This is a genomic window from Micromonospora sp. DSM 45708, from assembly GCF_039566955.1.
Taxonomy (GTDB): Bacteria; Actinomycetota; Actinomycetes; order Mycobacteriales; family Micromonosporaceae; genus Micromonospora.
This window is the reverse complement of record NZ_CP154796.1, coordinates 5,497,804-5,510,460: the sequence shown is the minus strand read 5'-3', so window position 1 is coordinate 5,510,460 and position 12,657 is coordinate 5,497,804. Positions and strand designations below refer to the sequence as shown.

The following is a 12,657-nucleotide window of genomic DNA, read 5'->3' as shown; positions in this document are numbered from 1 at the left end:
CCCGGCGCCGGCGGTGGCGCGTCGGGCGGCCGGGGGGTCACCGTACGCCCGCCGGGGTGCGGCCCGGGACCAGCCCGGGATTCTCCACCGCCTGGGCCACCTGCTCCACCTGCGCCTCCAGCCGGCTCAGTTCGGTGCGTTGCCCGCGCACCCACTCGGCGCGCCGGGGATCGTCCGCCGCACCGCCGCGCGGCACGTCGTGCAGCGGGCCGGCGGACGAGTCGAGCGCGTCACCCAGCCGCCGGGCCAGCCGCCAGCGCGGATGCGCGCCGGTCACCGCGTGCAACCGGCTGGCCAGTTCCCGCCGCCGGGCCCGGATGCCGTCGACTCCCGGGAACGGACCCGGCGTGACCCGTTCCACGTGCGACAGCAGTGGCTCGACGGCCAGCGCGTACTCCCGGGCCGCCGTGCGCAGCGCGTCCGCCTCCGTCCGCCGGATGCCCGCGGTGGCCGACCGGCGACTGAACCAGCCGGCCAGCGCGGCGCTGGCGGCGGCCAGCAGGATCGACGGAAGGAGGGTGGCCCAGGGTGACGGCGGCGGCGTGCCGGCGCCGGCCCGCTCCGACCGGGCGGCGGCCGTCAGCGCACGGCAGGTGCGGTCGAAGTCGGCGCGCCGGGCGGCCCGCCACTGCTCGGGGCTGCCGTGGCGGCCGGACCAGCTCAGCTGCCCCTCGGCCGGGCCGGGGGTGGCGAGGTCGAGCGCGCGGGCGGCGTCCACCAGATCCGCACGGTGGCCGGTCGACAGGCACCAGACCCGGGTGCCGTCGTCGACCGGGGGGTCACCCCGGGTCGCCAGGTGGACGCCGGTGGCGAGGAGAGCGGCGGCCAGGACGACCGTGGCCACGCCGACGACCCGTCGTGTTCTGACGGAAGGCAGCGGCATAACGGCTGACTGTAGTGACAGTCACTCATCCGTGGGTACCGCGGCCGGGGTCCGAGATCCGACTCGGCCGAGGCGTCGCCGCGCCCCGGAACGGGTGGGTCGACCGGGGCCGGCCGGCCCACCCGGGGGCGGTCAGCGGAGTTCGTCGTCCGGGCGGTTGCCGGCGCGCGGCGGCGCCGACCAGGGCGACTCGCCGCCGGTACGGCGGGGCAGGGGTTCGGTCGGGGTTTCGGGATAGGCCAGCGTGAGCGGGGCGGTGTCCGGGTCCTTCGCCGGGGCCGGCGCGGACCAGCCGGTGAGCGCGGGCTCGGACTCGGCCGGGGTGCCGGCCGGGGTCAGCTCCGCCCCGGCCGCCTCCGGCGTGGGTCGACGACGCCACCGCCCGCCGCTGAACACGGCCATCAGCAGCAGCATGCCGATGAGGAACAGCGTGCCGTTGTCCAGCGGCTGGCGCAGCGGCAGCGGGTCACCGAGCAGCTTCAGGTCGCCGGGGATCCGGTCCCGCACGGTGAAGGGCGCGACGAACAGCCCCACGTACGGTGCGGTGAGCAGCAGCCCGGCCACGAGCGGGCCGAGCGGCGAGAAACGCAGCGTGCCGAGCAGGCCGAGCAGGATGCCGGCGACGCCGAGGTAGACGGCCGGTTCGATCAGGTTGGGGGTGCTGTACGTACCGATCTCCACCCAGCGGTTGACGGTCCGCCCAGATCCGTCCTGACCGAGTGTGACGAACACCCAGGTGACGGGCGCCACCACCAACCCGGCGAGGAAGCTCCAGAGATGTCGCATCCGCGCACCGTACCGTTTTCGCCATGACAGATCATCCCGCGGTCCCGCCGGGTAAGCCGACCTCGTACTCCCGCGTCACGCTCAGTCGCATCATGACCGCTGTCGATGTCAATCTGTACGGGACCGTGCACGGTGGGGTACTGATGAAGTTCGTCGACGACGTGGCCGGCGCGGCGGCGGCCCGGCACAGCGGCGGCACCGCGGTCACCGCCTCCATCGACGAGATCGTCTTCTCCGAGCCGGTCCGGGTGGGCGATCTCGTGCACGCCCACGCCCAGGTCAACTGGACCGGCAGCACCTCGATGGAGGTGGGGGTGCGGGTGGTCGCCGAGCGCTGGGACTCGGCCGAGGACGAGCCGGTGCGGGTCGCCACCGCGTACCTGGTCTTCGTGGGCGTGGACGTCGGCGGCGCGCCGCGCCCGGTCCGCCCGGTGCTGCCGGAGACGTCCGACGACGAGCGCCGGTTCCGGGAGGCGGAGATCCGGCGTGCCCACCGGCTGGCCCGCCGTCGCGCCATCCAGGCCCACCGCACCGCCTGAGACGGAGCCGGCCCACATGGGGCAGGGGTGCGGGGTGTGGCGCGGGCACGCCCCGCAGCCGGTGCCGGGTGCGGAGAATGGCGGCACGAGGTAGGGCAAGATGGCGCCACGGCCCATGCACAGTGTCGTGCCGGGCCTTCAGGGAGGGTGGAACGTGTCTGACGTGCTGTGGACGCCGCCGGCCGACGTGCGTGATCGGTCCCGGATCGGTGCCTACCTTCGCTGGCTGGCCGAGCACCGTGGGCTGGAGTTCGCCGACTACGACGCGCTGTGGCAGTGGTCGGTGACCGACCTGGACGCGTTCTGGCGCTCGATCTGGGACTACTTCCAGGTGGTGGCGCACACCCCACCGGCCGTCACGCTCGCCGACCGGGCCATGCCCGGTGCCCGCTGGTTCCCCGGCGCGACGCTCAACTACGCGGAGAACGTGCTGCGCATGCCGGGGCTCGGCGACGACGACCCGGCGGTGATCGCGCACGGGCAGACCCGTGCGCCGGAGACGCTCACCGCGGCGGAGCTGCGCGATCAGGTCCGTCGGGTGGCCGTCGGCCTGCGCGGGCTCGGCGTGGGCGCCGGCGACCGGGTGGCGGCGTACGCGCCGAACATCCCGGAGACGTACGTCCTGCTGCTCGCCACCGCGAGCCTGGGCGCGATCTTCTCCTCCTGCGCGCCCGAGTTCGGCACCCGCAGCGTCACCGACCGCTGGCAGCAGATCGAGCCGTCGGTGCTGGTCGCGGTGGACGGCTACCGGTACGGCGACAAGGCGGTCGACAGGCGCGCCGAGGTGGCCGCCATCCGGGCCGCGCTGCCGTCGTTGCGGCACACCGTCGCGATCGCGTACCTCGATCCGGCGGGTGACCCGCCGGAGGACGCGATCTCCTGGGCGGCGCTGGCGGCGGAGACCGACCAGCCGCTGTCGTTCACGCCGGTGCCGTTCGACCACCCGCTCTACGTGCTCTACTCCTCCGGCACCACCGGCCTGCCGAAGCCGATCGTGCACGGCCACGGCGGCATCCTGCTCGAACACCTGAAGATGCTGGCGTTGCATCACGACCTGGGCCCGTCCGACCGGTTCTTCTGGTTCACCACCACCGGCTGGATGATGTGGAACTTCCTGGTCTCCGGGCCGGCGGTGGGCGCGGCGATCGTGTTGTTCGACGGCAACCCGGGCCACCCGGACCTGGGCGCGCTGTGGCGGCTGACGGCGGAGACCGGCACCACCTACTTCGGCACCTCGGCCCCGTTCCTGCTGGCCTGCCGCAAGGCCGGGCTGGTGCCGCGGGAGATCGCCGACCTGTCCGCGCTGCGTGGCCTCGGCTCGACCGGCGCGCCGCTGCCCGCCGAGGGCTTCACCTGGGTGTACGAGAACGTCGGCGACCGTCTCCAACTCCAGTCGCTCTCCGGCGGCACGGACGTCTGCACCGGGTTCGTCGGTGGGGTGCCGCTGCTGCCGGTGCACGCCGGTGAGATCGCCTGCCGGGCGCTGGGCGCGAAGGTGGAGGCCCGCTCCGCCGACGGCTCGGCGGTGGTCGGTCAGCTCGGCGAGCTGGTGATCACCGAGCCGATGCCGAGCATGCCGGTCGGGTTCTGGAACGACCCGGACGGCGTCCGCTACCGGGAGGCGTACTTCGAGGTCTATCCCGGCGTCTGGCGGCACGGCGACTGGATCACGGTGAACGAGCGCGGCGGCTGCGTCATCACCGGCCGGTCGGACGCCACCCTGAACCGGGGCGGCGTGCGGCTCGGCACGGCCGAGTTCTACTCCGTGGTGGAGGGGCTCGACGAGGTGGTCGACTCGGTGGTGGTGCACCTGGAGGACGACGAGGGCGGCGCGGGGGAGCTGCTGCTGTTCGTGGTGCTCGCGGACGGCCTGGAACTGGACGACGCGATGCGGAGGAAGATCTGCCGCGAGCTGCGTACCGCGCTGTCGCCCCGGCACGTGCCGGATGAGATCCACCAGGTCCGGGCCGTGCCGCGCACGCTGAGCGCGAAGAAGCTGGAGGTGCCGGTCAAGAAGATCCTGACCGGCACCCCGGTCGACCGCGCCGCGGCCAAGGGCGCCCTGGCCAACCCCGAGTCCCTCACCGCGTTCGCCGCCTTCGCCCAAACCCGCACCTCCCCCTGACCCTCCGGCGATCTTGCACTTGCTGCCCAGGCGAAAGGGGTGAATCGCCCGGAACCGGGGCGGCAACCGCAAGATCGCGAGGGAGGGGGTGGGGTCAGGACAGCGTGTGGGTGGTTCGCTCCGTCGCGGCGCGGGTCGTCAGGTGGGCCGGGGTGGGGTGGGCGCAGGCGACCACCGTGGCGCGGGCGGTCAGCGGGGCCAGCAGCCAGTCGACCGGGTCGGGGTGCCGGGTCACGTCGACCAGCAGGCGGTCGCCGGGGGTGAGGCCCAGCTCCGTGGCGCGGGCCGCCGCGCGGGCCAGCAGCGCCGCGTCCCCCTCGCCACCGGAGGGGTACGGGGTGAAGTGGTCGCCGTGCCCGCGTACCGCCGACACGAAGTCGGTGCAGCCGGCCGGTACCTGCCGCATCGGCAGCGCGAACGGGTCCAGCGCCAGCGCGTAGCGCTCGCCGGCCGGCCAGCGGGCCGCCTCGTCGACCCGGTCGACGGCGGTGAACAGCACCTCCACCGGGCCCGGCGCGTCGACCACCGTCAACGCCGCCGACCAGCAGCCGAGCAGCACCGCGGCGGTCTGCCAGTGCGGCGGCAGCAACACGCCGGCCATCTCGTCCGGTGCGGTGCCGACCTCGTCCACGAGCAGGTTGGCGGTCTTGGCCACCCAGTTCGCCAGCGTCGCGCCGGAGAGTTCGGTGCGCTCCCCGGTGGCGTCGTCGTACCAGGTCAGCAGCGGTCTGGTGGGATCGGGCGCGATCGCGTCGGCGAACACCCGGGCAATGTTGTCGGCCATCGGCGCGAACGATACGCGCCCGGAGTGCGTACTCGATGACGACGGCAAGTCGGCGTACCGTCGGGTCGCAGTCAGCGTAGGGCGGCCCGCCCGGCGTAGGCTTGCCGGCAGTGTTCTTCCCCACAACCGTGCCACCTGAGGAGTCGCCCCGTGACCGCCGGTCGCCCGCCCCGCGTTCTCATCGACGCCACGAGTGTCCCCGCCGACCGCGGCGGCGTCGGTCGATACGTCGACGGCCTGCTCGGCGCGCTCGGCCGGGTCTGCGGCGACGGCGTGGACCTGGCGGTGGTCAGCCTCCGCACCGACCTGGAGCGCTACACCCGGATGCTGCCCGGGGCCGAGATCGTCCCGGCGCCGGCGGCGGTGGCGCACCGGCCGGCGCGGCTCGCCTGGGAGCAGACCGGCCTGCCGCTGCTGGCCCAGCAGGTCGGCGCGGAGGTGCTGCACTCGCCGTTCTACACCTGTCCGCTTCGGGCCGGGTGTCCGGTGACGGTCACCGTGCACGACGCGACGTTCTTCACCGAGCCGGAGCACTACGACAAGTCGCGCCGGACGTTCTTCCGCAGCGCGATCAAGACCTCGCTGCGCCGCGCCGCCCGGGTGATCGTGCCGAGCAAGGCCACCCGGGACGAGCTGATCCGGCTGCTGGACGCCGACCCGACCCGGATCGACGTCGCCTACCACGGTGTCGACCAGGCCGCCTTCCACGCGCCGGGCGACGAGGAGAAGGCCCGGGTCCGGGCCCGGCTGGGGCTGGGCGACAACAGCTACATCGCGTTCCTCGGCGCCAAGGAGCCGCGCAAGAACGTCCCCAACCTGATCCGCGGCTGGGCCCGGGCGGTGGCCGACCGGCCGAACCCGCCGGTGCTGGTGGTGGCCGGCGGCCAGGGGCACGACGACGACATCGACCGCGCGGTGGCCGAGGTCCCGTCGCACCTGCGGCTGCTGCGCCCCGGCTACCTGCGCTACGCCGACCTGCCGGGCTTCCTCGGCGGCGCGCTGGTCGCCGCCTACCCGTCCTACGGCGAGGGCTTCGGGCTGCCGATCCTGGAGGCGATGGCGTGCGCCGCGCCGGTGCTCACCACGCCGCGGCTGTCCCTGCCCGAGGTGGGCGGCGACGCGGTGGCGTACACCAGCGAGGACCCGGATCAGATCGCCGCCGACCTGGGCGCCCTGCTCGACGACGAGCAGCGGCGGCTGTCGCTGGCCAAGGCCGGCTTCGACCGGGCCAAGGAGTTCACCTGGGAGTCCAGCGCCGAGGTGCACATCGCCGCCTGGCGGCGGGCCCGCTCCTGACCGGCGGTGCGGCGCGCCGCCTCATCCGCCGTGGCGGCTCGCCCGCTTCGGGCATGATGTGCTGATGTTCTACGCCGTCATCCCGGCGGGCGGCAGCGGCACAAGGTTGTGGCCACTGTCCCGCGCCGGCCATCCCAAGTTCCTCCACCCGCTGACCGGCACCTCCGCCTCGCTGTTGCAGGCCACGGTGGACCGGTTGGGGCCGCTGACCACACCGGAACGCACACTGGTGGTCACCGGGGCCGCGCACGCCGCGGCGGTGGCCCGGCAACTGGCTGGCGTGCCGGAGGAGAACATCCTGGTCGAGCCGTCGCCACGGGACTCCTGCGCGGCCATCGCGCTGGCCGCCGCGGTGATCGCCGACCGCGCCCCGGAGGCGGTGATGGGCGCGTTCGCCGCCGACCACCTGATCGCCGACCCGGCCGGCTGGGCCGAGGTGGTGCGGCAGGCGATCCGCGGCGCCGAGCAGGGGTTGCTGATGACGGTGGGCATCACCCCGACCCGGCCGGAGACCGGCTACGGCTACCTGGAAACCGGCGACCCGGTCGGTGACGGGCCGCTGCGGCCGGTACGCGAGTTCAAGGAAAAGCCTGCGGCCGAGGTGGCGGAGGGTTACCTGCGCTCCGGCCGGCACCTCTGGAACGCCGGCATGTTCGTCTGGCGGGTGGACGTCTTCCTGGCCGAGCTGGCCCGCCAGCAGCCGGCGCTGCACGCCGGGATCACCGCGATCGCGGCGGCCTGGGGCGCCCCGCAACAGGACGACGTGCTCGGCACGGTGTGGCCGACGCTGCCGAAGATCTCGGTCGACTACGCGGTGATGGAGGGCGCGGCGACCGCCGGCCGGGTGGCGACCGTGCCCGGCGACTTCGGCTGGAACGACGTCGGCGACTTCCACACGCTCAGCGAGGTGCTGCCGACCGACGCCGCCGGCAACGTGGTGCTCGGCGGCGACGCGAAGCCGGGTGTGCTGCTGCACGACACCACCGGCACCGTGGTGGTGCCGCACTCCGGCCGCCTGGTCGCCACCGTCGGCGTGCACGACCTGATCGTGGTGGACACCCCGGACGCGCTGCTGGTCTGCCCCCGGGACCGGGCACAGGACGTGAAGAAGATCGTCGACCAGCTCAAGGAGCGCGGCGAGGAGGGCCTGGTCTGAGCCGGCCGCGCCGTCACCCGGCGGCGCGGCGGGCCAGTGCCGCCAGCGCGGGCGCCACCAGTTGGGCGGTCCCGCCGGCCAGCGGTTCCGGCAGCCGGTCCGGCGGGAACCAGCCCAGCGCCTCGGACTCGTCGCTGACCCGTTCGACCGCGCCGGGCGGGGCGAACACGGCGTACCGGACGTCGTAGTGCAGCGAACCGCCCTGGCAGGCGACCGGGTGCACGTCCACGTCGATCGGCTCCGGGTCCAGGGTCAGGCCGGCGATCCCGGACTCCTCGGTGGCCTCGCGCAGCGCGGCCGTCGCCAGCGTCCGGTCGCCGGGCTCGCAGTGGCCGCCGAGCTGCACCCACTTGTGGAACTTGCCGTGCAGGCAGAGCAGCACCCGGCCGCCGGTCGGGTCGAGGACCAGCGCGCTGGCGGTGACGTGTCCGGGCCGGTGCGCGCGGCTCATCGCCACCGGCCCGGCGGCCAGCAGCGCCAGCGTCCGGTCCCGGTCGGCGGCGGCGGCCGGGCTGGTCGCCGTCCAGCGGCTCAGCGCCGCCGTGGCATCGGCGTGCAGGTCGGCGTACGCGGTGCGGAAGGTGTCGGGCACCCGGACACTGTACGAGCGCGACCTCCGTACCCTGACGCGGTGACCCTACGACTCGTCGAGTTCCTGGTGGCCGGCAACGAGGCGAGCGATCTGCTGCCGGTCCGCTCACCGACACTGCTGCGGGCGCACGGCGCGCGGCGCGGCTTCTGGACCGTGCTGGACGAGGGGCCGGTCGAGCGGTGCCTGGCGTTGCTGCTGGAACGCGACGACGGTGAGTGGGTGGCGCACCACGTGCCCGCCGACGCGGGCCGGGAGAACGGGCGTACCGAGGACGGCGAGGCGCTCGCCCACCACGACGGCTGGGTGTACGTCTTCGGCTCGCACTTCGGGTCGAAGGGTGGGCCGTTGCGGCCCCGGCGTGCGTTCGTGGCCCGGTTCCGGGAGGACGACGCGGTGTCCGGGCCGCTCGCCGTGCACGTGGTCCGTAACCGGTTCCGGCTGCATCGGGCGATCAACGACGCGCTCGTCGCCGCGCCGCTGACCACGCTGCCCCCGGGCGAGAACGTCCGGCGGCGGTTCGTGTCGGAGACCGTGGCGCGGGGCACCGCCCGGGCCAAGGGCTGGGTGGGCCGGCTGGCCGAGGACGACCTGCCGCTCAACGTGGAGGCGGCGGCGTTCACGCCGGACGGGACGGTGCTGCTCGGGCTGCGGTTCCCGGTGACCGCCGCGGGTGAGCCGATCTACGTCGAGCTGACCGGGGTGGCGGGGATGTTCGACGAGGCGGGCACGCGCTGGCCCCGGGCGCTCGGGGCGTACGCGCTGACCGGGGTGACGCCGGCCGGGGCGCTGGCCGGCTTCCGCGCGATCACGCCGACCGACGACGGCGGCTACGCGGCGGTGATCGGGTCGATCGACGCGCTGGGCAAGGGTTCGGTGCTGCTCGACGACCACCCGCACGGCGGCGAGGTGACGTCCCGCCACGTGCGGTTCCGGCACACCGCCGCCGACGACGCCCGGGTGGGCGCGGAGCTGGTGGCGGACCTGGCGCCGTTCCACCACGTGGAAGGGTTGGCCGAGGCGGCCGGGCGCTGCTATTACGTGACCGACGAGGACCACCGGGTGGCGCTCTGGATCGGATGAGCGACGACCGGACGGCACCCCTGCGGAACGAAATCCGCAGACCCTCGTGGTGCCGTCCGGCCACGCCCGTCAGCCGGCGCCCGGGTCGACACTGCGCCCCGGCGTCGGCGGGCAAGGAAGAGTCTGCCGAACCGGCCGCCCTACCGTCGAGGTCTTTCACGTCACGCTTAAAGATGGAGATTACTGCCGGCGGGTAAAGTGCCAGGGGTGGCGGGCACCTCCGCCGTCCACCCGGGAGCGCTCTCCATGCTGAAGATCATTTTCTCGAGTGAGGACATTCTGCGGACCCGGGTCGCCCCGGCCGCGGACCCGCTCTGGGAGTTGGTCCTCAGCCTGCACCTGCTCCAGGGCCGCGGCCGTGACCCCATGATGACCACCTGGCGACGCGCCGTCGCGCAGGGGCTGCGGGCCGACAACGGCGCCGAGCACTACCGGTTGCTCCTCGCGCTCAATCCACCGCGCGGCTACTTTCCCGACTTCCTCACGCCGTCCGCCAGCAAGGACGGCATCGAGGCGGGGTTGGAGGCGGTCCGCGGCACCCCGCGCGGAATGCTGCGCCGCGACCTGACCATGCTCGCCGCGGAGACCCCGCTGCCGCCCTCGGCGACCGCGCTCGTCCGGGGCGAACCCGAGGTGTTGCAGAACCTCACCGACAGCATGGCGCGCTACCAGTCCCTGGCCGTCACGCCCTACTGGGCCCGGGTCCAGGCCGCCGTCGAGGCGGACCGGGCCCGACGCGCCCGAGCCATGCTCGACGGTGGCGCCGAAGGGCTGCTCGCCAGCCTGCGACCCGCCATGCGGTGGGGCGGCGGGGTGCTCGAGGTGCTCGACTACCCGGACAGCCGGGAGCTGCACCTGGACGGCCGGGGGCTGCTGCTCGTCCCGTCCTTCTTCTGTTCCCGCACCCCGGTGGCGCTTGTCGATCCGACGCTGCCCCCGGTGCTGGTCTACCCGGTCGACCGGCTCGGCGGCCTCACGCCCGGCAACGGCGCCGCCCGGGACGGCGCCGGACAGGGCGAGGCGCTCGCCGCGCTGCTCGGCCGCACCCGCGCGGCGGTGCTCCAGGTCGCCGACGAGGGCTGCACCACCGGCGAGATGGCCCGACGGCTGCGCATCTCCGCCGCCGCGGCCAGCCAGCACACCACCGTGCTGCGTAACGCGGGGCTGCTGGTCAGCCACCGGGACCGCAACACCGTGCTGCACACGCTGACCCCGCTGGGCCGCGCCGTCCTCGACGCCTGACCGCGCCGGGGCCGGCCGGTCAGCGTGCCGCCGTGCCGCCGTGCCGCCGTGCCGCCGTGCCGCCGTGCCGCCGTGCCGCCGGGGCGCCGGGCGGCGGGGCGGGGCGTGGGCCCGGGGCCGGTCAGAGCGCCAGCGTGGCGCTGGCGGTGCTGCCCGCCGGTGGTGGCAGCAGCACGGACCCGATGCCCTCGGCGGCCAGCGCGGTGCGCAGGCGTTGCAGGTCGGCGCCGAACCGCACCAGGTCCGGCCGGTCCACCGGCGTCGGCGCCGCGCCGAGCAGCAGACCGGTGGCCGTGGCCGGCCAGTCGGGCACGGTGGCGGCGAATCCGGCGCGTACCTCCTCGTCGGTGACGTGGGTGAACACGGTGCCCGGGGCGACCACGTCGGCGACCGCGGCGATCGCCCGGTCCACCGCGGCCGGGTCGGGGGGCGTCGGCCCGGTGCCCTCGGGGAGCGTGGCCGCCGCCCGCAGGCCGGCGGCGCGCGCCTCGGCGGTGCCCAGCGAGAAGAGGTCCAGCGAGGCGTCCCGCACCAGCGCGCGGGCGCCCTCGTCGTCGTCCCGGGCCGCGCCGAGGTAACCGCGGACCACGGCGACGGGCACCTGGTCGCACTTGCCCTTGATCAGCTCGCCGGCGCCGGCCAGCTCGTCGACCACCGCCATCTGGGTGAGCTGGAGCTCGTTGCCGTACGGGTCGACCTCGCCCCGGTGGTCGCGGATCGCCGGCATGCCGGCCACGCCGAGCGCCACGTCGGTCAGGCCGTTGCGCCACGGGCGGCCCATGGTGTCGCTGACGATGACCGCGACGTCGAGACCGTGCCGCTCGCGCAGCGCGGCCCGCAACGCCCGGGCCGACGCGTCCGGGTCCACCGGCAGCAGCACCAGCCGGGTCTTGTCCACGTTGGACGCGTCGATGCCGGCGGAGGCCATCACGAACCCGTGGTGGGTCTGCACGATCCGGGTCGCGCCCCGGGAGGCGACCACCCGGGCGGTCTCGGCGGCCAGCACCCGGTCCCGCGCGGCGAGCCGCTCCGGACCGTCGGCGGGCACGTCGACCAGTCGGCCCTCCGCCTTCGACACGATCTTGCTGGTGACCACCAGCACGTCGCCGTCGCGCAGCCAGGGCGCCGCGCCGGCGATCAGCGCCGCCAGGTCGTCGCCCTCGGTCACATGGCCGATGCCCGGCACCGGCAGGATCTCCAGCCTCACATCAACTCCAACGCGGCGCGCACCATCGCGGCGGTCGCCGCCTCGTCGGTCATCCGCAGCGGCGCCGCGCGGACGGTCACCCCCGGCACCACGGCGTCCTCGTCCTCCGGGGCGACCAGCCAGCCGTCGAGCAGCCCGCCGCCGGACCGGCTGCCGTAGAGGGCGCCCACCCCGGCCGCGCTGCACTCGACGCCCAGCACGGCCAGGCAGCGGTCGGCCATGCCGCGTACCGGCGCGCCGCCGATGATCGGCGACACCCCGATCACCGGGGCCGGACCGCCGACCACCGTCTCACGCAGGCCGGGCACGGCCAGCACCGGGGCGACGCTGACCACCGGGTTGCTCGGCGCGATCAGCACCACGTCCGCGGCGGCGATCGCCTCGACCACGCCGGGCGCGGGCTTCGCCGCCTCCGCGCCGACGAAGACGAACTGCTCGGTGGGTACGGCGGCCCGGTACCGCACCCACCACTCCTGGAAGTGGACCGCCCGCCGCCCCTGCTCGTCGGAGATGACCGCGTGGGTCTCCAGGCGCTCGTCGGTGGCCGGCAGCAGGCGTACGCCGGGCTGCCAGCGGGTGGCCAGCGCCTCGGTGACCTGGGACAGCGGGTAGCCGGCGTTGAGCATGGAGGTGCGCACCAGGTGGGTGGCGAGGTCCTTGTCGCCGAGGCCGAACCAGCTCGGCTCCGCCCCGTACGCGGCCAGTTCGGTCTTCACCGTCCAGGTCTCACCGACCCGCCCCCAGCCACGCTCCGGATCGGCGCCGCCGCCCAGCGTGTAGAGCACGCTGTCCAGGTCGGGGCAGACCTTCAGCCCGTGCAGCAGCAGGTCGTCGCCGACGTTGACCACGGCGGTCACGTCGGCACCCGTCTCCCGGGCGTACGCCCGGACGCCGAGCAGGAACCGGGCGCCCCCGATGCCGCCGGTCAGTACCACGATGCGCATGCCGTCCATCCTTCCGCACGTGC

General features: G+C 74.8%; 12 protein-coding genes. 6 read left to right on the top strand and 6 right to left on the bottom strand.

Going from position 1 to position 12,657, the window contains the following annotated elements; genetic code table 11:
- Positions 1–37: 37 nt before the first annotated feature.
- The gene (locus VKK44_RS23655) at positions 38–844 is read right to left on the bottom strand and encodes a hypothetical protein (RefSeq protein ID WP_343443404.1); all 807 of its coding nucleotides are present in this window, start codon (positions 842–844) and stop codon (positions 38–40) included.
- A gap of 171 nt (positions 845–1,015) precedes the next feature.
- On the bottom strand, positions 1,016–1,669 hold the full coding sequence (locus VKK44_RS23650) for a hypothetical protein (RefSeq protein WP_343443403.1): 654 nt from the start codon (positions 1,667–1,669) through the stop codon (positions 1,016–1,018).
- 23 nt (positions 1,670–1,692) lie between these two features.
- On the opposite strand from VKK44_RS23650, the gene VKK44_RS23645 reads away from it, so the two are divergent.
- Complete coding sequence (locus tag VKK44_RS23645) at positions 1,693–2,208, top strand: acyl-CoA thioesterase (RefSeq protein ID WP_343443402.1); 516 nt, start codon at positions 1,693–1,695, stop codon at positions 2,206–2,208.
- 154 nt (positions 2,209–2,362) lie between these two features.
- Positions 2,363–4,333 carry an acetoacetate--CoA ligase gene (locus VKK44_RS23640; RefSeq protein ID WP_343443401.1) on the top strand — a complete coding sequence of 657 codons (1,971 nt, stop codon included), beginning with the start codon at positions 2,363–2,365 and terminating at the stop codon, positions 4,331–4,333.
- A 94-nt stretch (positions 4,334–4,427) separates the two neighbouring features.
- Here VKK44_RS23640 and VKK44_RS23635 read toward each other — a convergent pair whose 3' ends face one another.
- Positions 4,428–5,117, bottom strand: a complete 690-nt coding sequence (locus VKK44_RS23635; protein ID WP_343443400.1) for a TIGR03089 family protein — start codon at positions 5,115–5,117, stop codon at positions 4,428–4,430.
- A 150-nt stretch (positions 5,118–5,267) separates the two neighbouring features.
- Here VKK44_RS23635 and VKK44_RS23630 point away from each other — a divergent pair, with 150 nt between their 5' ends.
- Together VKK44_RS23630 and VKK44_RS23625 are read left to right on the top strand one after the other, a co-directional pair.
- Entirely contained in the window at positions 5,268–6,413 is a 1,146-nt protein-coding gene (locus tag VKK44_RS23630; protein ID WP_343443399.1) for a glycosyltransferase family 4 protein, read from the top strand.
- Positions 6,414–6,477: 64 nt separating this feature from the next.
- Positions 6,478–7,569, top strand: a complete 1,092-nt coding sequence (locus VKK44_RS23625) for a mannose-1-phosphate guanylyltransferase (RefSeq protein WP_343443398.1) — start codon at positions 6,478–6,480, stop codon at positions 7,567–7,569.
- Positions 7,570–7,582: 13 nt separating this feature from the next.
- On the opposite strand, the gene VKK44_RS23620 is transcribed toward VKK44_RS23625, so the two are convergent.
- Entirely contained in the window at positions 7,583–8,161 is a 579-nt protein-coding gene (locus tag VKK44_RS23620) for an NUDIX hydrolase (RefSeq protein WP_458351560.1), read from the bottom strand.
- Positions 8,162–8,200: 39 nt separating this feature from the next.
- Between VKK44_RS23620 and VKK44_RS23615 the strand changes: the two genes are divergently transcribed.
- The gene (locus VKK44_RS23615) at positions 8,201–9,241 is read left to right on the top strand and encodes a hypothetical protein (protein WP_343443397.1); all 1,041 of its coding nucleotides are present in this window, start codon (positions 8,201–8,203) and stop codon (positions 9,239–9,241) included.
- 207 nt (positions 9,242–9,448) lie between these two features.
- Positions 9,449–10,483 (top strand): ArsR/SmtB family transcription factor, encoded by a 1,035-nt coding sequence (locus VKK44_RS23610; RefSeq protein ID WP_343443396.1) that lies wholly within the window; start codon positions 9,449–9,451, stop codon positions 10,481–10,483.
- A gap of 121 nt (positions 10,484–10,604) precedes the next feature.
- Here VKK44_RS23610 and VKK44_RS23605 read toward each other — a convergent pair whose 3' ends face one another.
- Positions 10,605–11,690 carry a coenzyme F420-0:L-glutamate ligase gene (locus tag VKK44_RS23605; RefSeq protein ID WP_343443395.1) on the bottom strand — a complete coding sequence of 362 codons (1,086 nt, stop codon included), beginning with the start codon at positions 11,688–11,690 and terminating at the stop codon, positions 10,605–10,607.
- Entirely contained in the window at positions 11,687–12,634 is a 948-nt protein-coding gene (gene cofD, locus VKK44_RS23600; protein WP_343443394.1) for a 2-phospho-L-lactate transferase, read from the bottom strand. The genes VKK44_RS23605 and cofD overlap by 4 nt, the downstream gene beginning before the upstream one ends.
- Between the last annotated feature and the right edge of the window lie 23 nt (positions 12,635–12,657).